This window comes from Sphingobacterium sp. IITKGP-BTPF85, from assembly GCF_001006065.1.
Taxonomy (GTDB): domain Bacteria; phylum Bacteroidota; class Bacteroidia; order Sphingobacteriales; family Sphingobacteriaceae; genus Sphingobacterium; species Sphingobacterium anhuiense.
Window position 1 is genome coordinate 1 of sequence record NZ_ASZT02000048.1, and the last position, 23,329, is coordinate 23,329.

Annotated in this window: 27 protein-coding genes; 12 read left to right on the top strand and 15 right to left on the bottom strand. The window is 33.9% G+C overall.

Annotated elements, in window-relative coordinates; all coding sequences use genetic code 11:
• Together L950_RS11290 and L950_RS11295 are read right to left on the bottom strand one after the other, a co-directional pair.
• Nucleotides 1-222, bottom strand: a 222-nt coding sequence (locus L950_RS11290) for a hypothetical protein (protein WP_037526558.1), incomplete at its 3' end; no start/stop codon positions are given.
• A 444-nt stretch (nucleotides 223-666) separates the two neighbouring features.
• The gene (locus L950_RS11295; RefSeq protein WP_031288732.1) at nucleotides 667-2,091 is read right to left on the bottom strand and encodes a PLP-dependent aminotransferase family protein; all 1,425 of its coding nucleotides are present in this window, start codon (nucleotides 2,089-2,091) and stop codon (nucleotides 667-669) included.
• A gap of 91 nt (nucleotides 2,092-2,182) precedes the next feature.
• Here L950_RS11295 and L950_RS11300 point away from each other — a divergent pair, with 91 nt between their 5' ends.
• Nucleotides 2,183-3,073, top strand: coding sequence for a DMT family transporter (locus L950_RS11300; RefSeq protein WP_021190771.1), 891 nt, complete (start codon nucleotides 2,183-2,185; stop codon nucleotides 3,071-3,073).
• Between the two features lie 23 nt (nucleotides 3,074-3,096).
• A complete protein-coding gene (locus L950_RS11305) occupies nucleotides 3,097-3,705 on the top strand; it encodes an FMN-binding negative transcriptional regulator (protein WP_021190772.1) in 609 nt (202 codons plus the stop codon).
• A gap of 59 nt (nucleotides 3,706-3,764) precedes the next feature.
• Here the strand turns inward: L950_RS11305 and L950_RS32900 are convergent, their stop codons facing one another.
• The 6 genes from L950_RS32900 to L950_RS30010 all read right to left on the bottom strand — a co-directional run bounded on the left by L950_RS32900 (nucleotide 3,765) and on the right by L950_RS30010 (nucleotide 8,691).
• Nucleotides 3,765-4,046, bottom strand: coding sequence for a hypothetical protein (locus L950_RS32900; RefSeq protein ID WP_231577139.1), 282 nt, complete (start codon nucleotides 4,044-4,046; stop codon nucleotides 3,765-3,767).
• 8 nt (nucleotides 4,047-4,054) lie between these two features.
• Nucleotides 4,055-4,201, bottom strand: coding sequence for a class I SAM-dependent methyltransferase (locus L950_RS32905; RefSeq protein WP_231577141.1), 147 nt, complete (start codon nucleotides 4,199-4,201; stop codon nucleotides 4,055-4,057).
• A gap of 61 nt (nucleotides 4,202-4,262) precedes the next feature.
• On the bottom strand, nucleotides 4,263-4,388 hold the full coding sequence (locus L950_RS35325; protein WP_262507051.1) for a hypothetical protein: 126 nt from the start codon (nucleotides 4,386-4,388) through the stop codon (nucleotides 4,263-4,265).
• A 167-nt stretch (nucleotides 4,389-4,555) separates the two neighbouring features.
• Nucleotides 4,556-5,971: an arylsulfatase gene (locus L950_RS11315; RefSeq protein ID WP_021190773.1), complete on the bottom strand. Its 1,416-nt coding sequence runs from the start codon at nucleotides 5,969-5,971 to the stop codon at nucleotides 4,556-4,558.
• Nucleotides 5,972-6,295: 324 nt separating this feature from the next.
• Nucleotides 6,296-7,642, bottom strand: coding sequence for a glycoside hydrolase family 92 protein (locus L950_RS30005; protein WP_197086388.1), 1,347 nt, complete (start codon nucleotides 7,640-7,642; stop codon nucleotides 6,296-6,298).
• Entirely contained in the window at nucleotides 7,630-8,691 is a 1,062-nt protein-coding gene (locus L950_RS30010; protein ID WP_021190775.1) for a hypothetical protein, read from the bottom strand. Before L950_RS30010 ends, L950_RS30005 begins: the two co-directional genes overlap by 13 nt.
• A 672-nt stretch (nucleotides 8,692-9,363) precedes the next feature.
• Between L950_RS30010 and L950_RS11325 the strand changes: the two genes are divergently transcribed.
• The 4 genes from L950_RS11325 to L950_RS11340 all read left to right on the top strand — a co-directional run bounded on the left by L950_RS11325 (nucleotide 9,364) and on the right by L950_RS11340 (nucleotide 11,892).
• Nucleotides 9,364-10,020 carry a DinB family protein gene (locus L950_RS11325; protein WP_052764392.1) on the top strand — a complete coding sequence of 219 codons (657 nt, stop codon included), beginning with the start codon at nucleotides 9,364-9,366 and terminating at the stop codon, nucleotides 10,018-10,020.
• Nucleotides 10,021-10,049: 29 nt separating this feature from the next.
• Nucleotides 10,050-10,496 carry an SRPBCC domain-containing protein gene (locus tag L950_RS11330; RefSeq protein ID WP_021190776.1) on the top strand — a complete coding sequence of 149 codons (447 nt, stop codon included), beginning with the start codon at nucleotides 10,050-10,052 and terminating at the stop codon, nucleotides 10,494-10,496.
• An 18-nt stretch (nucleotides 10,497-10,514) separates the two neighbouring features.
• Nucleotides 10,515-10,814: a DUF1801 domain-containing protein gene (locus L950_RS11335; protein ID WP_021190777.1), complete on the top strand. Its 300-nt coding sequence runs from the start codon at nucleotides 10,515-10,517 to the stop codon at nucleotides 10,812-10,814.
• 517 nt (nucleotides 10,815-11,331) lie between these two features.
• On the top strand, nucleotides 11,332-11,892 hold the full coding sequence (locus L950_RS11340; RefSeq protein ID WP_021190778.1) for a DUF4230 domain-containing protein: 561 nt from the start codon (nucleotides 11,332-11,334) through the stop codon (nucleotides 11,890-11,892).
• 235 nt (nucleotides 11,893-12,127) lie between these two features.
• Here L950_RS11340 and L950_RS11345 read toward each other — a convergent pair whose 3' ends face one another.
• Nucleotides 12,128-12,442, bottom strand: a complete 315-nt coding sequence (locus tag L950_RS11345; RefSeq protein ID WP_262507052.1) for a GNAT family N-acetyltransferase — start codon at nucleotides 12,440-12,442, stop codon at nucleotides 12,128-12,130.
• A 160-nt stretch (nucleotides 12,443-12,602) separates the two neighbouring features.
• Between L950_RS11345 and L950_RS11350 the strand changes: the two genes are divergently transcribed.
• Nucleotides 12,603-13,148 (top strand): AAA family ATPase, encoded by a 546-nt coding sequence (locus L950_RS11350; protein WP_021190780.1) that lies wholly within the window; start codon nucleotides 12,603-12,605, stop codon nucleotides 13,146-13,148.
• 409 nt (nucleotides 13,149-13,557) lie between these two features.
• Nucleotides 13,558-14,919 carry an NAD(P)-binding domain-containing protein gene (locus tag L950_RS11355; RefSeq protein ID WP_021190781.1) on the top strand — a complete coding sequence of 454 codons (1,362 nt, stop codon included), beginning with the start codon at nucleotides 13,558-13,560 and terminating at the stop codon, nucleotides 14,917-14,919.
• Between the two features lie 89 nt (nucleotides 14,920-15,008).
• Here L950_RS11355 and L950_RS11360 read toward each other — a convergent pair whose 3' ends face one another.
• Both L950_RS11360 and L950_RS11365 read right to left on the bottom strand, forming a co-directional pair.
• Nucleotides 15,009-15,479: a hypothetical protein gene (locus tag L950_RS11360; RefSeq protein WP_132772755.1), complete on the bottom strand. Its 471-nt coding sequence runs from the start codon at nucleotides 15,477-15,479 to the stop codon at nucleotides 15,009-15,011.
• A 162-nt stretch (nucleotides 15,480-15,641) separates the two neighbouring features.
• The gene (locus L950_RS11365; protein ID WP_410528126.1) at nucleotides 15,642-16,184 is read right to left on the bottom strand and encodes a hypothetical protein; all 543 of its coding nucleotides are present in this window, start codon (nucleotides 16,182-16,184) and stop codon (nucleotides 15,642-15,644) included.
• A gap of 354 nt (nucleotides 16,185-16,538) precedes the next feature.
• On the opposite strand from L950_RS11365, the gene L950_RS11370 reads away from it, so the two are divergent.
• Together L950_RS11370 and L950_RS11375 are read left to right on the top strand one after the other, a co-directional pair.
• Nucleotides 16,539-17,090, top strand: coding sequence for an alpha/beta hydrolase (locus tag L950_RS11370; RefSeq protein ID WP_262507053.1), 552 nt, complete (start codon nucleotides 16,539-16,541; stop codon nucleotides 17,088-17,090).
• Between the two features lie 346 nt (nucleotides 17,091-17,436).
• A complete protein-coding gene (locus L950_RS11375) occupies nucleotides 17,437-17,868 on the top strand; it encodes a hypothetical protein (RefSeq protein WP_021190785.1) in 432 nt (143 codons plus the stop codon).
• A 68-nt stretch (nucleotides 17,869-17,936) separates the two neighbouring features.
• Here L950_RS11375 and L950_RS11380 read toward each other — a convergent pair whose 3' ends face one another.
• Nucleotides 17,937-18,443: a GNAT family N-acetyltransferase gene (locus L950_RS11380; protein WP_021190786.1), complete on the bottom strand. Its 507-nt coding sequence runs from the start codon at nucleotides 18,441-18,443 to the stop codon at nucleotides 17,937-17,939.
• Nucleotides 18,444-18,543: 100 nt separating this feature from the next.
• Here L950_RS11380 and L950_RS11385 point away from each other — a divergent pair, with 100 nt between their 5' ends.
• Nucleotides 18,544-18,747, top strand: coding sequence for a DUF6965 family protein (locus L950_RS11385; protein WP_021190787.1), 204 nt, complete (start codon nucleotides 18,544-18,546; stop codon nucleotides 18,745-18,747).
• 35 nt (nucleotides 18,748-18,782) lie between these two features.
• On the opposite strand, the gene L950_RS11390 is transcribed toward L950_RS11385, so the two are convergent.
• The 3 genes from L950_RS11390 to L950_RS11400 all read right to left on the bottom strand — a co-directional run bounded on the left by L950_RS11390 (nucleotide 18,783) and on the right by L950_RS11400 (nucleotide 22,183).
• Nucleotides 18,783-19,856 (bottom strand): hypothetical protein, encoded by a 1,074-nt coding sequence (locus tag L950_RS11390; protein WP_021190788.1) that lies wholly within the window; start codon nucleotides 19,854-19,856, stop codon nucleotides 18,783-18,785.
• Nucleotides 19,831-20,463 (bottom strand): nicotinamide riboside transporter PnuC, encoded by a 633-nt coding sequence (gene pnuC, locus L950_RS11395; RefSeq protein WP_021190789.1) that lies wholly within the window; start codon nucleotides 20,461-20,463, stop codon nucleotides 19,831-19,833. The genes L950_RS11390 and pnuC overlap by 26 nt, the downstream gene beginning before the upstream one ends.
• A 211-nt stretch (nucleotides 20,464-20,674) precedes the next feature.
• The gene (locus tag L950_RS11400) at nucleotides 20,675-22,183 is read right to left on the bottom strand and encodes a malate:quinone oxidoreductase (protein WP_021190790.1); all 1,509 of its coding nucleotides are present in this window, start codon (nucleotides 22,181-22,183) and stop codon (nucleotides 20,675-20,677) included.
• A gap of 297 nt (nucleotides 22,184-22,480) precedes the next feature.
• On the opposite strand from L950_RS11400, the gene fabG reads away from it, so the two are divergent.
• On the top strand, nucleotides 22,481-23,224 hold the full coding sequence (gene fabG / locus L950_RS11405) for a 3-oxoacyl-[acyl-carrier-protein] reductase (RefSeq protein WP_021190791.1): 744 nt from the start codon (nucleotides 22,481-22,483) through the stop codon (nucleotides 23,222-23,224).
• Nucleotides 23,225-23,329: the final 105 nt, after the last annotated feature.

The window sequence follows — 23,329 nt, forward strand, 5'->3', positions numbered from 1 at the left end:
GTTGCATCTTTCCATAGCTTTCAAAGAAGTCATACTAATACTAATATGCGACCTCACAATTGCTGGAAGCGGTGTTCTACTGAGCAGTTGCTCAGGTGTAGGTGCTCGCTTTTTAACGCGAGGGAGAGAATGTACATAATTTCCTGTTTTCGTTAAGACAAACACAACAGAACCTGCTTTCCCGGAAACAGTCCCATTAACGCCATTTTTGATGATTGCCATAATTACCTGATTAGTTTATAGATATTTAAGATAAACATTAAAACGGAAACATCCTAATACCAGATTTTAATTAATAGCAACTTTTAATCAATTTTTAGACAGTAATCAGTCAATATTGATACAGTCTACACTGAGTGATCACTGAGTGATCACTGAGCAAGTACTGAACAAATAATGTTAAAAGTTATAATTTGGTAATCATCTGATCTTCGTTTGCTGCACCTAAAATTAAAGTGAGGAACCTCCGGTTGTGTAACAAAAATATTCTGGCTGAAACTCATTGCACTTAGTAAAACTGATGAAATGGAAGAAATAGGCATGAGCCTGCTCCGGCTCGCATAAAAAAAGTTTACTGATTATCAGCGTAATGAACAACTTATTTATCTTATTTATAGCCCTATATCATAATGCACAACGGGTTAGCGATATATTAAATCAAACTATTTATATTTTTTTATCAAGAATTTTGGCAAAATTACCCAGTTGTTTCAGTTTAAATTGCAATTCGTTGTTCCAAGGAAGTCCATAACAAAGCCTCATACAGTTATTATATTGATCTTGGAGGGTAAACATCCGGCCTGGTGCAATACTTATATTGTGTTTAAGTGCAAATTCGTACAGTTCGGCCGTATCTATATTTTCATTAAACTCAACCCATAATGCAAGTCCTCCTTGTGGACGACTTATTTTAGTTCCTTCCGGAAAGTATGAAGCGATAGTCTGGGCATAATGCTGAAAGTTGTCAGATAGTGTACTTCGAAGATGTCTAAGATGATTGTCGTACCGTCCAGATTTTAAAAAGTTTCCTACAGCTTCGTGGACCACGGATGTTGAAGATATAGCATGTACGAGTTTTAACTTTAAAATCTGCTCTTTATACTTGCCCGGAGCAATCCAACCTACCCGATAACCTGGTGCCAAAGTCTTTGAAATAGAACTGCACCAAAGCACATTTCCTTCTGTATCGTAAGATTTACAGCATTTTGGTCTTGTAGAACCAAAATACAAATCTCCATATACATCATCCTCTATTATTGGAATATGATGCTTTGCTAATAAATGAACAATTTCATTTTTATTACTATCGGGAATACAGCTTCCCAACGGGGTATTATAATTTGGTACTAAGAGACATACATGAATAACTGGTATTATTTTTTTTAAAGACTCGATATCAATTCCTGTAATCGGATGGGTTGCCACTTCAATAACTTGTAATCCTAGACTTATTGCAAGCTGTAAAATACCAGGATAACAGGGACTTTCTAATGCTAAAGTATCACCCGGTTTAGTTAATGCCATTAAACATAAAGATAAAGCATGCATACCTCCATTAGTCGTTACCAAATCACTTTCTTGTAACTTCCCTCCCCATGCTAATGATCGGATAGCAATCATTCTTCGTAGTTTTAAATTTCCTTCTATTGGTTCATATTCAGTTCCACCTTCCTTTAATTCCCTTGTAGCGAGAATAAGTTCTTTTTTCAATTTTGCTAATGGTAACAAATTACCAGAAGGAATGCCAATAGAAAATAGTGTCAGATCTGATTTTCCCATATTTGCATATACACGACTAATAAGTTCCTTTGGCTCGACATTGTCAATGCCTAGTGAAGTTTTACTTACTTCCGTTAATGGAATCTTTAGGTAAGACGCCGGACTAACAAAATAACCCGACTGAGGCTTGGATTGAATAAGAGACTGTGCTTCTAATTCAAGAAATACACGTTTGACAGTGTTCACACTTACCCCTTGCTCATGACTGCACGTTCGGATTGATGGGAGACGATCACCAGGTTGCAATAAGCCACTTTTAATTTGATTACTGATTTTACGAGCAATTTCATCGTATAAAAAATCTCTTTTCATAATATAAATATAACTGTATCCATTAAATAAATCAAAACTGATACTGTGCTCATAAATGATGTTCATGTACTTTTGATCAAATGAAAATTTAATGAAAAAAACAGCTATAAATTATGGAACAAAAATTCGATCTAACGGTTGGATTAATGGCATTATAGGCGTATTATTATTCAGTGGCTCTCTTCCTGCAACAAGAATTGCGGTACTAGATTTAAATCCTATATTTTTAACTGTTTCCCGTGCCACAATTGCTGGGTTACTTGCTTTAGGCGGATTAATAATTTTTAAAGAGAGAAAACCTACACAAAAACAAATTATTCCTTTGTTTATAGTTGCAGTCGGTGTTGTAATTGGTTTCCCTCTTTTAAGCGCTTTAGCATTACAATATCTTACATCCGCAGATTCACTTGTATTTTTAGGACTACTTCCACTTGCAACCGCTAGTTTTGGCGTGCTTCGAGGTGGTGAAAGGCCGAAACCTTTATTCTGGTTATTCTCAATAATAGGTAGCCTTTTTATAATAGGTTATGCTATTGCACAAGGAATAACAACCTCACCACTTGGTAATTCACTGATGTTAGTTGCCGTGATACTGTGTGGATTAGGATATGCAGAAGGGGCGAAACTCTCAAAAACATTGGGTGGCTGGCAAGTAATTTCCTGGGCGCTAGTCTTATCACTGCCATTTATGATACCCCTAGTATTTTTTTACAGACCACTATCATTTGCAAACGTAGACATAAAGGCATGGTTCGGGCTAGCATACGTCTCTATTTTTAGCATGTTTATAGCTTTCATATTTTGGTATAAAGGATTAGCTCAAGGAGGAATTGCATCTATTGGACAGTTACAATTACTTCAACCGTTTCTTGGACTAGCCGTAGCATCAATTTTTTTGAATGAAAAAGTAAGTCTTAATATGATAGGAATAACGATGGCTGTCATACTCTGTGTTGCAGGATCAAAAAAATATGCTAAATAATAAATCCTATTTAAAATAAAATTATGTTTATACCCAATAATTTTAAAATTGAGCATGAAGCTGAACAGATTGCTTTCATGAAAAAATATAGCTTTGCCACCATAATTACAGCAAAGAATAATATTCCAATTGCTACACAGCTACCTTTTGTTGTAAACGACACTTCAGATAAACTTATTCTTACTGCCCATTTTGCAAAAAATAATGAACAAGTCGCGTATATTTCAAAAAATACTTCGCTAGTTATCTTTACCGAACCCCATGCTTATATATCTCCTCAACATTATGATAAAGTAGAAAGCGTACCTACTTGGGATTATATTGCTGTTCATGCTTATGGAAATGCAAAAATTATAACAGATGAAGAGGCTAAAATCAATGCTTTAGAGCAAATGATTTTATTTTATGAAAAAGATTACTTACAACAGTGGAATAATCTATCTGAAAAATTCAAACAGGGAATGATGCAAGGTATAGTAATCTTCGAGTTAGAGGTAAATGAGTTACAAGGGCAGAAGAAATTAAGTCAAAATAAAACAAAAGAAGAACGTCAACGAATTATACAACAACTAAAAAGTAGTCCAAGTAAAATGGATAACGATCTTGCTTCATACATACAGGATTCTTTATAATAGATAAATCGACAGGTCGTTACTATGAGCAGTTAGTTTTACGAAACTAAATAATGAACTCAATGATTAGATTTCTTACATTTTATTAAAAAAAAGGGTTGACTTTCATCAATTTCCTCAATCTCAAATAGCCCAACATGCTTAAACTCGGATTCAATAGCATGCTCATCATAGAAAAAAAGCTTTACTCCTTCGAATACTTCATAACGATCCTTATCAATATATCTTCCTTTTTTGTAACTATCAGCCTTCTTAGAAATTGCCGTAAAAAACATATATCCGTTGACTTTGAGTTGATCATAACAATCCTGAATTAGTTTAATTCTTTCTTGGCTGTCCAATAAATGAATTAAAGCATAACAAAATATACCATCATATTCATTTGATCAAAAGGCATATCAGTAACAGATCCATTAAAAATCAGCATATCCGATCCATAATGAGCCCTCGCCATCTTGATTGCTGTCTTCGATATTTCTATTCCCGTAACAGCCATACCCTTATCTTTAAAAACCTGAGCATTACGACCATACCCTATTCCCGGGATAAGTACATTTTTAACAAGCTCTTTGATAAAAATCAGCCGTTAAAACCGCTGTTTTTGCTGGTTCGAAACCCCACATTTCATTTTTTTCAACAAAAGCCGATTCCCAAAATTCTGCTTTTTCTTCTTTATTTTTCATTTCTATAATCTAAATACCTCCGTCACTTGAAAAATAATACGCAATCCCCAAGTGACCAAAAGTAAAGTAAGAAAATTCTGTTAAAACATTACTGTTTAGTGAATTTTGGATTAATAAACTCCCATTCTTTGATATGTGCTGGTTGATGTTGATGATCGACTATAGTATCAATTTTTAATTAGTTCTGGATGCTGAGCAGCTAAATCTTGTTCTTCCTTTCTATCATTTTCAAGATCAAAAATCATCCAAGGTGTCTTACTGTAGCCTTTCTTACGGACATCTAATTTAACAGCTTTCCATTTCCCTAAACGGATTGCGATCTGTCCTCCGTTTTCCGGATATTCCCAATATAAAAAATCATGATCTTGTTGTTCATCTGTTTTCCCCAAAAGTGTTGGCAATAATGAAATACCATCGGTATTATCAAGTTTTTGACCAGTGACTGCAGCTATTGTGGCCATAATATCATACTGCGCTGATGCAAAATCAGATTTCACTCCCGCCGAAATATTTCCTGGCCAAGATGCAATAAAAGGCACACGGATCCCTCCTTCGAATACATCCATTTTTAGACCTCTTAAGTCACCTACGCTTCTAAAGAATTTTGGATTTACACCGCCATTAAATGTCGTGCCATTATCACTAGAAAACATAATGATTGTATTCTCATCAAGACCCAGCTCCGAGATTCGGTTCATTATTTTACCGACCTGAGCATCCAAATAAGTAATCATTGCAGCGTATGTTGCATAAGGATATTTAGTAGCTGCATATCCTTGCTGTCCATAGTAAGGTTTTTCATCAAAAACACCTTTGTACATATCAATATATTCTTGAGGTGCCTGCAATGACACATGTGGCTGCGTAAATGGCAGATAAAGAAAAAATGGCTGTTCCTTATTCTCTGAAATAAACTTGAGTGCTTTTTCAGCCATTATATCAGTTGCATATTCCTTCCCTATATAATAGTCAAAATCTGCGTCAGTCGCTGTAGCTGGATTAAGTGCCTTATGCACATCCATTACAGGGTTGTTCAATGTTAATCGCACATCATTTTCCCATAAGTGAGTTGGATAAAAATTGTGAGCTTGTTTCTGATCTAAAACCGAGATATAATAATCAAATCCCTGTCTCAAGGGGCTACCTGGCGTATTATTCATACCTAATCCCCACTTACCCGCCATAGCTGTACGATATCCGATCTGCTTCAGCATCTTAGGAATGGTTAATGTGCCTTCCGGCAGGGGCATCTGCCCACCTTCAAGACTATCAGGAAATCCACCAAGTTCATAATTACCTCGAATATAAGCATGCCCACCATGTTTACCAGTCATAAGCATAGCACGGGATGGTGCACATACAGGTGTACTAGCATAATGTTGTGTAAAAGTCATCCCCTTCTCAGCTAATTTTAATAGATTAGGAGTTTTTATTTTCTGCTGCCCATAAGGTTCAATCTCACCATACCCCAAATCATCTGCATAAATATATATGATATTAGGTTTAGTACTCCTTTGTGCGTAAATGTTTCCAATAGCAAAAAATAGACTTACTAAGGTGCATATGTTTAAATTTCTAATCATCTTTATGGTTATTTTTTTCACAAAAACTACACGTGTAATATGTCGTTAAGTATTTAATATAAAAGGTATAATTCAAATTTATTATTATAGTCACAAAATAATAAAAAATGAATGCTTCCACCTAAAATACTTTTACTTTATCAGATATGGTCATCAATAAAAAAATATCAACTTCAATAGTTATTAAAAAAAATTCAGAATGAAGCTAAGGAAAAGATGCAAATTATTAAAAGAATAAAGATTATCGAACTAAGTTGGAATATTCAGATCAAAAAAAAATAGCCCTAAGGCTATTTTTAAATAATTCACTGTTAAAAACATGAATTAGCGATTTCCAGTAGTAATTACAATTTCATTACTATTAACAAGATCATGGTGAGAAATTTTAAAGCCCTTTACTTTTTTCCCATCAATTGAAATACCGTTAATATACCCTGCATCACCTTTACGATCCCTTTTGATAATCAACTTATCTTTACCATGATGATATTTTGAATCTAAATGTATCGTCACCTTATCAAATACGGGAGTTACAACCGTATACTCCGGCCTCCCTGGACATAACGGATATATCCCCATCATATTCATAGATGCCCAAGTAGACATTGTGCCTGTATCGTCATTACCAGGTATTCCTCCTGGTGCATTCTTAAAATGAGTTTCTAAAATCTCCGTTACTAATTTTTGAGTACGCCACTCCTCACCTTCGATTTCCGAAAAGATATGCGGATAAAGCATATCAGGTTCATTAGTTACGTCAAAATATCCTTTATCAAAAGTAGCTTGAAGTTTTTCCACAAAATGACGCTTACCCCCCATTAATTTCACTAATCCAGGAATATCATGTGGAATAGCAAAAGTATAATTCCAAGCATTTCCTTCATGAAAACCAGGATTTGGTTCGAAATTAGCCCCTTGCAAAGGATCAAAAGGGGTTAGAAATTTACCATCAGGAAGTATAGGTCTAAAAGTTCCATACTCTTTTGAATAGTAGTGCTTATAACCTTTTGCCCGCTCAGCAAACATTTTGGCATCTTCTTTCTTTCCTAGTGAAGCCGCGAACTGTGAAAGGTTCCAGTCTGCAAGGAAATACTCAATTGAATGAGACACTGAGTTATCAAATTTGGCACGTAGTGGTACGTAACCGTATTTTACATAATCAGCATTATCAGGACGAATTTTATTGGTACTATCTATAGTTGTTGCTGATTTATAAAACGCCTCATATGCAGCTTCATGATCATAATCTCGAATACCTTTCATCCATGCATCAACGATAACGGGAATTGCGGGATCTCCATCCATGGTATAAGATTCGCGACCATACAGCTCCCATTTAGTCATCCATCCGCTTTCTTTATAAATATCGATCATAGAACGGATCATCTCTGTTTGTCGGTCAGGAAACAATAGACTCATTAACGGTTGGACATTGCGGTAAGTATCCCATAGCGAAAATACAGTATAACGATTTCCTGACGTTTTTAATGTTTGACGGGTCTCCATAGCGGGATATTGTCCATTAACATCCTGAAGAATATTTGGATGTATTAGCGCATGGTACAATGCTGTATAGAAGACTGTTTTCTGATCTTCAGTACCACCTTCAACTTCGATTTTCGACAAATCTTCATTCCATCTCTTAGAAGCGGCTAATCTTATTTGATCAATCCGCCTTTGGGTTGTTCTTGATCTAAATTTTGTCTTGCATTTTCAACACTTACGAAGGAGACTCCCACCTGAACTTCAACCTGCTCGTTTTCAGAAGTTTCAAAGCTTAAATAAGCACCAATATCATCTCCGGACATTTCGTTATGATATGCTGTAAAAACTTTATACTTTCCAGCATCCTTATTCCAATCGTTTTCCCAAACTTCTCCTTGCTTCTGAAATTTCCAGTAGCCCTTTTCCGAAGGTTTCTTACTCAACCTTAAGACAAAATAAATCGGATATACAGCTTGATTATTAACATAACAAAATGATCCCAATAACTTTGAACCTTCAATCTCTCGATCGTTAACAAATCGCATCGTAGCTCCCGTTTCATTCGTTAACCCTTCACCTAAATTAAGTAAAATATGGCTTTTACCCTTCGGAAAGGTAAATCTGGAAATTCCTGTTCGTAGTGTCGCTGTAGCTTCAGTTTTCACACCATATTTTTCTAAATAATTGGTATAATAACCCGGTGCGGCACTTTCATTTTTGTAAGTACTTCCATAATTCCGATAATCGACATCAAGACGGCCTGTTGTTGGCATCAGCAAAAGACTCCCCATATCTGGACATCCTACACCGCTCAGGTTAACATGTGAAAATCCCGTAAAAAACTTATTGTTATATTCATAGGGAGTAGACCACCATTGTGCATCTTTATTAAATTTGTTCAAAGATGACCCCATGACATTAAAAGGCGAAACGTTCATCAACCCCTGCGGAACCTGTGCACCCGGATTAGTCGTACCATAGTTAGTTGTTCCAATAAATGGATTAACATATTCTACTGGTTTTTTTTGCGCCAATGTCGCATGCGAAAGAAAGAGAAAAATAAAACTATGACCGAGACTACGCCAATTTATAGTTTTATTTAAAATAAGTACTGTTTGTCGTTTTGGTAGAGACTCTGTACAAATACGACCAAACTTAAAGGTTTTATATGTACTATTTAACCATGATTTGACAATTCTAAAATCTTTCAAAGTAACTAAGGTTTTTATTTTCATTTATTTTAATAAATTATTATTGCGCCATTTAAATAGGAATGCCACAATCTTTTTTAGCATTTAAATTATCGATCTCCGTTATTAATTTGAGAATTACCCTAATCTATCCCACTCTCACGGCCTACTTTTTCATTCAGGTTTCCAGATCATTATATCAATTTTAATAATCTACATGTCAAGAAAAGATGACCTTGAACTCTATTCTCATAGGAGTGATCGTAGAATTCAGATAATTTCGTATAAAAAATCAATTGAATCCACATCAGATGTGTAGACTTACCTGTGAAATATGGATGCGCGCTCATCAAAGATTAAGAATGCACCTATTCTCATCAAATAAAAAATAAGGATTATCCTAGCTACAATAATACATATAATTAGAAGATCATACAATACAGAGACATTCTTAAACGAAATTCAGCACATCCTTCATTTTATTTAAGATGGCGCAGTATTATTTTAATCTTTTCTCTGATTTAAATCTTCACTTTTACTATTCAATACGCGTGTTTTTATTTCTTGTCCTATGGCAAGCAGTGCTAAACAAAATAAAGCTATAATTGTTAAAATTAATTATTTGAAATAGAAACAAGTATGAACGGTTTACCGTCAGGATCTAAAAAAATAAACTAGATAACAATGGAATTTGCACACTTCACCAATTAAAAAAAAATGAAAGTACTAATAAAATTTATGCTTGCACTAGGTGTCAGTATAACTCTTCCCTTTATCATGGCCAAAGCTGCTGATAAAATTGCTGTAATAAATAACGTTACGCGAATAATTGAACAAAACGCCCCTTCTGTCATTTTAAATCAGCAAGGAAATATTGATTCATTAATCCAATATTTTCAATACACAACGAAATCATTAAAAGATGACATATCAGGATTAAGTGAAGCACAACTACAATTTAGTCCTGGAGAAGGAAAATGGTCAATAGGTCAATGTCTAGAGCATATCATACGCTCAGAAAGTCTGTTATTTGAAATGGCAAAAAAAGAATTGGGAAAAGCGCCACAGCCTAACCGGAAAAATGAAGTCAAATCAACTGATCAAGGTCTCATAAACATGATGACTGATCGAAGTCAAAAATTTCAGGCGCCAAAAGAACTGCAACCCACAGGAAAATATAAAGATAGCAAAGTAGCAATAAAGGACTTTCTAGCAGCTAGAGAGCCTGTTTTATTATACATCAAAAATGCAAATATAGATGACCTTCGCAATCACATCAGTGACTACCCAACAGGCGTAGTTGATGGTTATCAAAACCTACTTTTATCGCCGCTCACTGTGCTAGACACACTAAACAGATTGAAGAAGTATTAGCAGATCCAAATTTTCCAAAAAAATAAATCATGAAAAACCAAACATATCAAATCGACATTCAAGCACCAGCTTCAGTAGTATTTCACAAAATGCTAGATAAAGAAACCTATAAATTATGGACTTCCGAATTCAACCCTACATCAGATTATGAAGGAGGATGGAATAAAGGTGATAAAATTTACTTTATTGGACAAAATAAAGATGGTAAACGTGAAGGTATGGTAGCTAAAATTTTAGAAAATATCCCGAATGAATTTGTTTCCATTTATCATTACGGAATATTGGATGGAGATATAGAAATCACAGAGGGACCTGCAGTCGAAAGCTGGGCAGGAGGTACAGAGAACTATCATTTTAAAGAACATAATGGAATAACAAATGTAACTGTTAAAGTAGATACCACAGAAGAATACCTATCTTACTTTGATGAAACTTGGCCCAAAGCCTTATCAAGATTAAAAGAAATTTGCGAATAATACCTATAACTATTCATTATGTTTGAAACAGTTGAGAATTACTATCACAGTAAAAAAGAACCAATAAAAAGTTGTTTACTAGCATTAAAAGAAATTATTCTCAGACTGGATCCGCTTATAACAGAAACGCAGAAATGGGGCATGCCCTGTTTCTGCTATAAAAATAGAATATTTTGTTATCTGTCAATAGATTCAAAAAAAGATATTCCCTATATCATGATGGTAGAAGGCAGACATTTAGATATTCCAGCTCTTCAATCGGGAAATCGTTCTAAAATGAAGTTTTTTATGTTGATCCCAACGCAGACTTCGATTTAGTTACGATCAATCACATCATGCAAGAAGCACTGAATCTTTATAGAAACGGATTACTGAAAACAAGTACAAAAAATACATAAACAAAAATCCTCAACCATGTAGCTACCCTATTATAAAGAATAACAATAGGTTAATCTAGGATCATACACGATCAATTCTATGATCACACACCTCCACCCAAATACAACCCTAGGATCATACAACATGGACTAAATGATCACACTAGCATCACATAAGGACTAGACTAGGATCATACAACAAGGACTATACGATGATACTAGATCCACACAAGGACTAGCCTAGGATCATACAACACGAACTATACGATGATACTAGATCCACTAAACAAACAGGCTTTCTATACCTTTTCTATGCACAATATGCACACATCAAATAACCAATGTAGCTTATTATATACCTATACGTTAAGCCATGATACATCACATAAAATCGTAATGAAATAAAAATTTTACATATATATAGTAATTGTTGGTCTATAAATTGATTGTATAAAGTTATGGCAAGATTTTTAAAAGTAATATTCTTATTAGCTATTATTGCGGTCTTCGGATGGTTGCTATGGTCTAAGTTTGAAAACAAAACTACAAAAGTTACAACACATCAACTTTTGATCGAGCGAATAGAAGCAATGGGCAAACTTGAATTGGTTAAATATAGATTTAGCGATGTTGTTGAACATAAAAATATTACAACATTCTTACCCGACGCAAGTGTACTACTTATCATAAAAGCAGATGCCGTTGGATGTATCGATTTAACAAAAGTCAAACAAGAAGATATTGAAGTTTTTGGAGACTCTGTTTCTATGCGTTTACCTTTACCTGAAATTTGCTACATAAAGATAGATCATAAATCTTCCCGAGTTTACGATACCAAAATGGCATTCTTTCGAGAAGCTGACCTTGTAGATGAAGCCTATAAAAATGCGGAAAAGGAGATTGCAACCGAGGTGAAGAAATCAGACATATTGCAACAAACCCGAGCAAATGCACTAAATGTTTTCACCCCTTTACTTAAAGGACTAGGTTTTAATAAAATTAGTTTGTCTTTCGAATAATTACATCGATTAACATATTTTAATTGTAATCAATAAACGCGCAAATCGGAAGTTATGATTAAATCATAACTTCATAATTAGATCAAAATTTCACATCAAAAAAATAAAACGAATTATTTTTTTTAGGAATCAACTTCATACATAGTCATGATTATTTGACAGTATAGCTATACTGTCAAATAATATACAATTATTAAAGTCGATCAACAGTTCTAAAACTTAAAATGAAATCAATCTATTGATATGAACGATCTAAATGCAACGCCATTTGTATATTACAACGTTTATAAGACGTATCTCGTCCTGCTATTTTTTTAAATCCTAATTTATGATATAAATTAATTGCTGGCTTTAAAATAGTATTACTTTCTAAATACAAATTTTGCGCTCCTAATTCCTTTGCCTTCTTTAATACCGCCTGCCCCAGTAGAAATCCAATATTTTTCCCTTGTGCGCTCGGTGAAACTGCCATTTTAGCCATTTCATAATCATAATCTTCTTGATGCATTTTAATCAAAGCACAAACCCCTAAAGGCTCATTATTATAAATAAGCTACCTAGATTTTCCATTGCAAAAACCTGCATATTTCATGATTTACTTAACTTTACGAAGACTATCCTATCCACTACGATATTATTCACACAAAACAGTATAATCAATACGAAAACTTACCTTCAAAAAATAATATTTATTAATACACAAAAACAAAATGAATACACGTAAAAATAACTTTTATGTCATCACAGGGGGGCCTGGAGTGGGCAAAACCACCTTGATTGATGCTTTAAAGTCTAAAGGATATTCTACGGTTGCAGAAGATGCCCGATCAATCATTAAACAGCAGATACTAAAAAGAGGAGATGCTTTACCCTGGAAAAATAAAGATTTATATGCTTTATTACTGCTTAATGCATCAGTAAAAAGCTATCATGCAATATCCAATAAGAACGATAACATTTACTTCTTTGATCGCGGTATAGTAGACACCTTTTGTTATGCAGAAATGATTAACTTCAAAATTCCTACTGAAATGCTTCAAAATGCCAAAAACCATAAATACAATAGCACTGTATTTATACTTCCTCCTTGGGCACAGATCTATACAACTGACGATGAAAGAAAACAAACATGGGAAGAAGCTTTCTATACATTTGAAATTATGAAAAAAACTTATTTTGATAATGGTTATAATGTAATAGAAGTACCTATAGGAGCTGTTGAACTAAGGGTAGATTTTATATTGAAGCATATATAAACTTTTCCAGATCTCAATATTTCTGAGCAGTTGCTCAAAATAAAAAAATTGATCTCGATCATTTCTCAAAATGAAAAACAATTTCAACGATCAAAATTCGTAATAATAAAGCATAATAATAAAGCAGTTACATGTGACCAATCCTTGATACCTATCCAAATTTTGGTTATCTTAGCCATATTGACAGCATACAGATATTTTTTTTGAAAAATAGTTTCTAGTCATTTACTTATCGCAACAAAGTATAAGTTGTGTATCTTATTGGCTTTTGCATCTATTTTAGAGATTATAAAAAATCTCTTCATCTGCATACTCATTTGGAAGTATGGTCTAGAATTAAAAATTCGATTTTAAAGACGAATTATTGCACTCATCTATTTTAGATGAGTATACATGTTAATTATATTATATGACAAATTTTAAAGTTGGAATTATTGGTGCTGGCCCCAGCGGGCTAGCTATGCTACGAGCATTTGAATCGGAACAGAAAAAAGGTAATCCCATCCCAGAAATTAAATGCTACGAAAAACAGGACAATTGGGGTGGAATGTGGAACTTTACCTGGCGGACAGGTGTTGGTAAATACGGAGAACCCCTACATGGTAGCATGTACAAATACTTATGGTCTAATGGTCCAAAAGAATGTCTTGAATTTGCTGATTATACATTCACAGAACATTTCGGTCAAACAATATCCTCCTACCCTCCGCGAGAAGTACTTTTTGATTATATCCAGGGACGTATCAATCAAAGCAACGCCAGAGATTACATCCAATTTAATACCGTTGCAAGATGGGTGGATTATATTGAAGACAAAAAACAGTTTAGAGTTATTTTTGATAATCTAAAAAAGAATGAAACTTTTGAAGAATTTTTCGATTATTTAGTGGTTGGTACTGGTCATTTTTCCACCCCTAATCTCCCTTACTTTAAAGGAATAGAGAATTTTCCTGGCGCAGTCATGCACGCACATGATTTTAGAGGTGCTGACCAATTTAAAGATCAGCGCTTACTCCTTATCGGAAGTAGTTATTCCGCTGAAGATATTGGCGTACAATGCTACAAGCACGGAAGTAAATCTGTGACAATAGCTTATAGAACAAGTCCGATTGGGTGCAACTGGCCTGATGGCATAAAGGAGAAAGCAAAATTATCTCATTTCGAAGATAGTATAGCGTACTTCGAAGATGGCAGTCAAGAAGAGTTTGATGCGGTCATATTATGTACTGGTTATCAACATAAATTCCCATTTTTACCTGATAATATGCGATTAAAAACCAATAATTGTCTATATCCAGATGACTTGTTTAAAGGAGTAATCTTTAATCATAATGAACGTTTAATATTTTTAGGAATGCAAGATCAATATTATACTTTCAATATGTTTGATACACAAGCTTGGTTTGCACGTGATTACATGCTAGGAAAAATCCCGCTACCACCTAAAAAAGAACGCATTATAGAAATCAAAAAATGGATGGATGATGAAGCACTTACAAAAACAGGAGAAGATCATGTTGATTTTCAAACAAATTACATCAAAGATCTAATGAGTTATACAAATTACCCAAACTTTAATGTTGACAAAGTGGGCAGCATGTTTAAAAATTGGTTAAAGGACAAGGAAAATAATATTTTAAATTATCGAGATCAAATCTATACATCGGTCATAGATGGAACTCAAGCAGAAACTCATCATACAGCATGGATGGATGAACTTGATGATAGCCTGGAGAAATATCTTGAAGAAAGTAAAGAACCTGCTATATAATAAAATTTCTAAACTGATATTTCAATACATTATAATAAAAGGAGGAAGCTAAAACTTCCTCCTTTTATTATAATCAATAGTTATTAAGACTAACATATACGCGTATCAATCCAAAAATTATCACGCATTTTCAATATTGATTCTGGAGTGACCCGATTTAAAATATAGGATTGTTCTGCGTTTAAAAGGTCCTTTTGATCCTGTTCATCTTCAACAAAAAGCATTCGCAAAATAGCATCATTTTCCAATGCTTCTATATCAGACTCCACTACTTTTGTATCATTCGATAGAAACCAATTTTTAGCTTCTTCCTTATTTAAAAATTTTAAATACATTAAACAAGAATCAAACTCTCCTAATTCTTTTACTACTTTTTCTGGATATTGATTTCGAATGTATTCTTCATATAGTTCACGTCTATTATTACGTAAAGCATAATTTCTTATTACCAATCGATGTGGATCACTCTCTATGCTAAATTTTTGAGGATTTTCTAAAAATCCGTAATGCTTATTGTATCGAACAACACGCGCATTCAAACTTTTTTTATCATTCTCCATAAAAATCTCTTCATTACTTATATACATAACAATCAAATGCTTATAGTGTTTAATTATTGTATACAGGAATTGAAAACAAAGAAATCTGCGAATAAATAATATAATTTAAAAACGATTGTCAATACCACTTACAAGGCTCATAAGTAAGGAAAATTACATCTTTTACAAAAAAGTAAATTCACCTTTAAAAACTATTTCTTTATCTACTAAACTATAATTTTCATCATATTCAGCTTGATAAAAAATGACGTAAATTGGTTGTGTTAAATCTGTGACTGACATCAATTTATCTGCTTCCAAAATATCGATTTTGTCAATAGTACGATTCCCTGTCCAACTTTTAGCAGTACCTTTCGCATTCGGATCAAACCGATGATCTTGAGCTGATGTAAAATACCAGTAACTTGGTACATCATTACTCAACGTTAAAGTTTGATTTGGATTAAATTGCTCATCTGCCATTCCAGTATTTTCAAACCATGAAACTTCATGATCAATAATGCCCAATGCTGCGAGATAAACGTCCTTATCCAATGTTGCCCCTATTAAAAAGCCTTCCATCCCTTCTGAGTTTATTTGAAAAGTGAATGGAGATTTAGCAAGTTTATACTGATCAAAAGTGCTGGAGATTATTTCCCCTCCTTGGATGATACTAACTTCCAGTTGTTGACAAAAACTCATTATAGAAGTAAATAATAAGCCCAAAGTCATAATCAATCTAGTCATGTAAAACGTGTATAATAAGATTTCAAATTAATAACACAAAGTAAAGTAAATCCTAAAAGACTAAAACCCCTGTTTTCCGCTAATTTTGAACGATTAATTAGATTAAAATAAAAAAACACGATTATCATTTAAAAGCTATTTTATAATCTCGTAATTTTAACAATCTTTTTATACACTTACTTCTGTCTTTGCAAAAACCAAAATAAGTGTCTTTAACACAACACAGCTATTGATGAAATACATTCAACTATTCATTGCGTTTATGTTTGCAGCAAATAACCTATCTGCTCAAAAAAAATTACGATCGGGCAAACTGATCAGATATACTCTACAATACTCAAAGAAAATAGGAAAATAAACATATATCTACCAGAAGGATATAATGTTGCTGATACAATTAAATATCCAATAATTTACATATTAGATGGTGGCATAGAAGAAGATTTTATTCATATAGTGGGAATCGTTCGCTATTATACACAACCCTGGATTGCGCAGTTTCCAAAATCAATTGTTGTCGGTATCGAAAATACGAATAGAAAGAGAGATTTCACATTTGCAGTGTCCAACTTGGACTTCCTGGAAAAAGAAGGTTTTAAAAAAGAGAATTTTCCACAATACGGAAAATCTGGAGCTTACATTTCATTTCTTCAAAAGGAACTACAGCCCTACATGGAAAATAAATATAACGCTAATAAAGACCGTACTGTTATTGGAGAATCATTAGCTGGCCTATTAGCGTCTGAAATACTCTTAAAACAACCTGATTTATTTACTAAATATATTATTATTGCGCCTAGTTTATGGTGGGGAGAGCAAAAGCTCTTATTTGAAACGGCAAATTTATTAAATACTAACATCAAAAAACACTTCGCGTATATTTAGGAGTTCCAAATAAAGATGAAGATATAAAAATGTATAATGAATCAATAAAGTTTTCACAATCATTAAAGCAAAACAATAATATCAATTTATCATTTGATTACTTACCAACCGAATTACATGCAACGATCGTACACCAGGCAGTATACAATGCTTTCAAAAAATTATACCCTAAAAACTAAATATATTAAAATCAATTTGTGATTTTTAGACAGTGCTAGTTCGATTAACTTTCAATTTTTTATAGCAAGTAATATCCTGAAAATATGTTAAATTTACTAGACTTTCAACATCAATACGATAATTGAGAGAGCATCGATTATAAATTTCATCTCCTAAAAATCGATTTATGAATACTATTTTAAGAAATTTATTAGCGATAGTGGCGGGCGTGGTCATTGGCAGTATAGTTAATATGATATTTATTACAATCAGTAGTTCTATCATACCTCCACCAGATGGTGCAGATCTAACCACGACAGAAGGACTAAAAGCATCAATGCATATGTTTGAACCAAAGCATTTTGTCTTTCCTTTTTTAGCACATGCCATCGGAACTTTAGTCGGAGCATGTATAACCACTTGGTTAGTCAAAGGGAAAAAACTTAACTTTGCGTTTATAATAGCTGTCTTTTTCTTAGCAGGTGGTGTAGCAAGTGTCTTTATGCTGCCTTCTCCAATATGGTACACAGTACTAGATTTGACCATAGCTTATATCCCAATGGCATACTTGGGAGGAAAATTAGGATTAAAACTAAAATTGCAAAGAAACCACTCCTGAAACTTTTATTATAGTTTTTTTAACAGAAAGAAGTGAGCCTTACTTCATAAACAGCTTATCAAAATATGCTATAACAGCATTTCGAATAATGTGAAAGAATTATTTTGATAATGAGCAGGCATATCAATAGCTTCTTTAATACGAACTACATCAACAATTGTAAAACCACATTTCTCGTAATATTGATTCAATCGCTCATTTCCAGCCGTAGTATCCATTCTAATAAAGAATTGACGCCGCTCTCTGGCCAGATCCTTAACAAACGCTATAATCTTAATAACGAAATTCTGACCTCTAAAAAGTGGGTTTGTAGCGATACGGTGAATATAAATTGCCGGATCTTTGTCTTTCTCTTGCCATATAATAGGATCTGAAGTTGTTAATAAAAAGACACAAGCGATTTGATTATCCAGAACAATCTTATAATGTTGTCCATTTTTTATCTCTTCAAGTACAGCTCGAGCTTCAAATCCTTTCCAATTCACTTTTCCTAAAGCATGTTGATAGGCAATTGCCTGCTCATACAATTCCATATGTGCAGACAAATCGTGAGGAGTACTTTTTTCTATAATCATGCAGTTAAAATACAGTATTCCTTATAAATATAGATGATTAAACTACAATATTGTACATTCATAAGTTTTTTCTGTCACATTATAGTTTTATCTTTGATGCATGACTATTGAAGAACTAAAAGAATATTTTAATACGGTTTCATTACCAAATGAAATACAAATTACCGTGGATATGCATATCTTTGATTTACCTAAATTTCTGCAGGCAAACTTAGCGGCACTTGATCGCTGGAACAGAGAGTTAGAAAAATGTCCTTCCTATGTGCGTTTAATAAACTTAAAGAAAGCTATTGAAAATCAATAACCACCATTACAACATTTTAAGAATTACAAATCGTCTTATTGCTGCAACAAGCTATGTTGAGTTGCAGTAAAAATATTTCTAAAGACAATGTTCATTTCCTGTTCGCGCTGCGCGGCACCTATTCCGCAGCCAGGGAATAATTCCACAGTATTATTTTTAATAGCTGATACAAAGCTGCGGCTTGTAACTGCGATTTTCTCATAAATCTCAACGTTTTCAATCCCCAGCAATATATTACCCCAAGATTCTTCTGTCAAACAATAAATTTGACGCTTACGTTCATTAAAATCACATTGCATCTCATCCAAACGTTTAAACAGATTTTTACCTTTGTCCTTTAACCAATCTGCATCTTGAGATTTTAAAATATAATATTTTTCAACAAGATCAATAAATCTATTATACATCCCAATAAAATTGCTCAGCAAGGTTAATTCCGCAAAAGGAATAAACGGATACTGATAAAGAAAATCAGGCCAGGTACTTTCAGATTCATTAATCAAAAAACTGCGAGAGTTTCCCACAAAATGATTTTCAACAGAAAAACTATGGCTAGCCGTGCATTCTAATCCAAAAGTATCCCAATCATAATGAATCAATACATCATCCCGATCAAAAAAGAACGAATGGATCACTTGCTGACCGTTTTTATCGAGCACAGGTTTACCATCTTCAGTAATGATACAATTGGCGGTAAAATGACTTAAATGCGGAGCACCGGTAGCATATTTCCAATGGCCATGAATACGATATCCCCCATCCGCTCTTTCTGCAAATCCAGATGCTCGTCCACTTCCTCCCAGACAAACTTCCGGATTTTGAAAAATTTCTTTTCCTATTTGCGGATCAATAAAACCGACAAATAAATTAGCTCCCGAACATAAAGTTATTGTCCATGCCAAACCACCATCATGATAGGCCAATTCTTCTAAAAATTTCATTCCATCTAAAAGAGTTAATCCCAGTCCCCCAAGAGATTTCGGAACCCAAATTTTAAACCACTTTTCACGAAATGCTAAATCTAACTGCTTTGCAGTCATCCTTTTTAAAGAAATTGCCTCTTGTTGTTGGTCTTTTATCAGATTAATTTGATCTTGAGTAAGTATCATATGTTAGTTCATGTTTAAGAATTCTCTTCCAGTTAAAATAACCAAAGAAAGCCATCACAAATAAAAATACAGTCAGTGCTGCGAATAGTAGTAAATCTTTATGATAAAGCAAAGGGATCGCCATGAGATTACTAATATTTAATAATATCCAATTTTCTATTTTCCGCTTTGCCAGCAACCACATGCCTGCCCATGCAGTACAAGATACCAAGGCATCCCATAGCGGAACATCTGAATCTGTAGCATGTAACAATCCGAAATAGAATACAGTAAATCCTATAATACAGATTAATAAGACAATAATCCAATCCTTACGTGATGCAGTCGATATGATATGTTGATGATTACTATTTTGTTGCCAGTAAATCCAACCATAAATACTCATTAATAAGTAATACATGTTCAAGGCAATTTCACCGTATAGTTTTGCGAAATATAAAACGTAAATGGATATCACAATACCAGAAATACCAAAAAGGTAATTAATAGGTTTATTAGACTTTGCAAACCAAACCTGCAATATACCAAAGCCTACTGCTAGCCATTCTGCGAGGGATGTAGCTTTAACCTGCTGAAAAAAATCGTTTAAAATTTGATTTAACTGCATTTAATATGTGTGTAAAATAAAAACAATACACACTTAGGGAGTCGCTATAAATGCACGATTTGTGAAATTAAAATCCCTACGCCAGCATTATCCGGATCAGGTATATAACAACAATTGCTCACTATGATGAGCAATCGTTGTTATTGGGTATAATCTCAGCCTGTAACAGTAAATAATACTTCAAGCACCCCATAAGTATGGTGAAAAGAAATTAATCTTTAAAATTCTCTAATTTTAATGCTGTATGTGTACGCTTTCTAGTGGCTTCACACAGTTCAACATTATCATTTAATGATTGCCCATGTGAAGGAATCATTTCACGCAATTTCTTGCGATATTCGTCTGCTTTTGCACGTTCAGGAAAACATCTTTTCAGTAATTTAATCATGATAGCGACAGAAGTCGATGCTCCTGGTGAAGCTCCTAGTAAGGCTGCAATAGAACCATCTGCTGCGGATACAACTTCTGTTCCAAATTCAAGAACACCGCCATGTTTAGCATCTTTTTTGATTACTTGAACACGTTGACCAGCAACCTCAATTTTCCAGTCTTCTAATTTTGCCGTAGGCATAAACTGCTTCAAAGCATCCAATTTATCTTTTGGACTCTTCATCACCTCAGAAATCAAATATTTAGTCAAATCCATATTATCCCGACCTACGGATAACATCGGTTTAATATTCGACAACTTAATCGATGCAGGTAAATCAAAGTAAGAACCTTGTTTTAAGAATTTAGTAGAAAAACCAGCATATGGACCAAATAATAAGGCCTGCTTACCATCAATATAGCGTGTATCAAGATGTGGAACAGACATCGGAGGAGCACCGATAGATGCTTTACCATATACTTTAGCGTTATGATCTTTAATAACACCCTCATTCACACAACGTAACCACTGTCCGCCAACTGGAAAACCACCATATCCTTTTGATTCTGGAATTCCAGATTTCTCTAACAGCAATAAAGAATGTCCACCAGCACCAATGAATACAAATTTGGCATTAATTGTTCTTTTCTCTCCAGTTTTCAAATCCTTAACTTCCAACTCCCAAGTGCCATTGTCATTCCGTTCAATGTCGCGGACTTCTTGTGTAAGATGTAATGTAATATTATCTTTTGCATCTAGATGTTGTACCAAATCACGCGTTAGAGCGCCAAAGTTCACATCAGTTCCTAAGATCATTTTCGTTGCCGCAATTTTATCATCAGCAGGACGACCTTTCATCATAAGTGGAATCCACTCATTCAAAACAGCCTTATCTTCGGTATATTCCATGCCTTTAAACAAGTTATTCTTGGATAGTGCATCATATCTTTTACGAAGAAAATCAATATCTTTTTCGCCAAAAACAGCACTCATATGAGGTACTGAGCGAATAAAATCTTCAGGTTTTGTTATGACCCCTTTATCAACTAAATAGGTCCAAAATTGTTTGGAAACCTCAAATTGTTCTGCAATGCTGATTGCTTTATCAATTTTTACAGAACCATCCGCTTGTTGTGGGGTATAATTCAACTCACATAATGCAGAGTGACCAGTTCCAGCATTATTCCATGCATCCGAACTCTCTGCTGCAACAACATCCAAGCGCTCTAAAATCTCTATTTTAATATCTGGGCTTAACTCATTGATAAGTGTGCCCAAAGTTGCGCTCATGATACCTGCGCCAATTAAAACGACGTCTACCTCTTTGGTATTTTTTGTTTTTTTACTCATGTCTTCGTGATTGATGCAAATTTAATATAGATTTTTATATTAACGCAATCCTTTTGTCAAAAAACTGTACTTTTTAAAATCACTTATTCAAAAATACCATACTATTATTAAGAATTCCCTAACACAGCCATTTTTATGAATAGCTGCTAGCATTACAATAGGAGTATTATAAAGACCCTGGGTAATGTTAATTCAAATTATTATTTAGAATTAACGAATTAAATTGATCCGAGTGTTGCGATTGTAGTATACTTTTAACATTTTTGCAAGCACCCTTATTACATATAATACATAAGAATGAAACTACTTGAAGGAAAAACAGCTCTAATTACTGGAGCATCAAAAGGAATAGGAAGAAAAATTGCTGAAGTATTTGCCCAAAACGGTGCAAATGTAGCATTCACATATTTATCATCTGTGGAAAAAGGCCAAGCTTTAGAACAAGAACTTCAGGCTTTTGGAACTACTGTAAAAGGTTATCGTTCAGATGCATCAAAATTTGATGAGGCTGAAAAACTCATCAATGATATTGTTTCAGATTTTGGAACTATTGATGTGGTTGTCAATAATGCTGGAATAACAAAAGATGGTTTGTTAATGCGTATGACTGAGGAAAACTGGGATGATGTGATCAATGTAAATTTAAAGTCAGTATTCAATGTCACTAAAGCAGCTTCTAAAATCATGATGAAAAACCGTAAAGGATCTTTCATCAATATGAGTTCAGTAGTAGGTGTACAAGGAAACGCTGGTCAAGCTAATTATGCCGCTTCGAAAGCTGGTATTATAGGTTTTTCTAAATCAGTGGCGAAAGAATTAGGTTCAAGAAATATTAGATCAAACGTAGTTGCTCCAGGTTTTATACGCACAGAAATGACGGATATTTTAGATCCTAAAATTGTTGCTGGGTGGGAAGCTGGTATTCCTATGAAACGCGCCGGTCAAGCAGAAGATGTTGCAAATGCATGTCTATTTCTTGCATCGGACCTTTCAACATATGTCACAGGACAAGTATTGCCTGTAGATGGTGGTATGGTATAAAAAATATATATAATATAATATAATACAATAAAAAAAGGTTCTTGAAGTGATCAAGGACTTTATTGTAAAAGCTTTTATATGTCTATATTTGCACTGAAATTTTAA

Coding starts and splice junctions, on each gene's coding strand:
- L950_RS11390 (WP_021190788.1), bottom strand. CDS start 19,856: ATGATACTTACTCAAGATCAAATTAATCTGATAAAAGACCAACAACAA.
- L950_RS11305 (WP_021190772.1), top strand. CDS start 3,097: ATGTTTATACCCAATAATTTTAAAATTGAGCATGAAGCTGAACAGATT.
- L950_RS11300 (WP_021190771.1), top strand. CDS start 2,183: ATGAAAAAAACAGCTATAAATTATGGAACAAAAATTCGATCTAACGGT.
- fabG (WP_021190791.1), top strand. CDS start 22,481: ATGAAACTACTTGAAGGAAAAACAGCTCTAATTACTGGAGCATCAAAA.
- L950_RS11315 (WP_021190773.1), bottom strand. CDS start 5,971: ATGATTAGAAATTTAAACATATGCACCTTAGTAAGTCTATTTTTTGCT.
- L950_RS11350 (WP_021190780.1), top strand. CDS start 12,603: ATGAATACACGTAAAAATAACTTTTATGTCATCACAGGGGGGCCTGGA.
- L950_RS11400 (WP_021190790.1), bottom strand. CDS start 22,183: ATGAGTAAAAAAACAAAAAATACCAAAGAGGTAGACGTCGTTTTAATT.
- L950_RS30010 (WP_021190775.1), bottom strand. CDS start 8,691: ATGAAAATAAAAACCTTAGTTACTTTGAAAGATTTTAGAATTGTCAAA.
- L950_RS11330 (WP_021190776.1), top strand. CDS start 10,050: ATGAAAAACCAAACATATCAAATCGACATTCAAGCACCAGCTTCAGTA.
- L950_RS11360 (WP_132772755.1), bottom strand. CDS start 15,479: ATGGAGAATGATAAAAAAAGTTTGAATGCGCGTGTTGTTCGATACAAT.
- L950_RS11385 (WP_021190787.1), top strand. CDS start 18,544: ATGACTATTGAAGAACTAAAAGAATATTTTAATACGGTTTCATTACCA.
- L950_RS35325 (WP_262507051.1), bottom strand. CDS start 4,388: ATGAAAAATAAAGAAGAAAAAGCAGAATTTTGGGAATCGGCTTTTGTT.
- pnuC (WP_021190789.1), bottom strand. CDS start 20,463: ATGCAGTTAAATCAAATTTTAAACGATTTTTTTCAGCAGGTTAAAGCT.
- L950_RS11380 (WP_021190786.1), bottom strand. CDS start 18,443: ATGATTATAGAAAAAAGTACTCCTCACGATTTGTCTGCACATATGGAA.
- L950_RS11295 (WP_031288732.1), bottom strand. CDS start 2,091: ATGAAAAGAGATTTTTTATACGATGAAATTGCTCGTAAAATCAGTAAT.
- L950_RS32905 (WP_231577141.1), bottom strand. CDS start 4,201: ATGGCTGTTACGGGAATAGAAATATCGAAGACAGCAATCAAGATGGCG.
- L950_RS11340 (WP_021190778.1), top strand. CDS start 11,332: ATGGCAAGATTTTTAAAAGTAATATTCTTATTAGCTATTATTGCGGTC.
- L950_RS11375 (WP_021190785.1), top strand. CDS start 17,437: ATGAATACTATTTTAAGAAATTTATTAGCGATAGTGGCGGGCGTGGTC.
- L950_RS11355 (WP_021190781.1), top strand. CDS start 13,558: ATGACAAATTTTAAAGTTGGAATTATTGGTGCTGGCCCCAGCGGGCTA.
- L950_RS11325 (WP_052764392.1), top strand. CDS start 9,364: ATGAAAGTACTAATAAAATTTATGCTTGCACTAGGTGTCAGTATAACT.
- L950_RS11335 (WP_021190777.1), top strand. CDS start 10,515: ATGTTTGAAACAGTTGAGAATTACTATCACAGTAAAAAAGAACCAATA.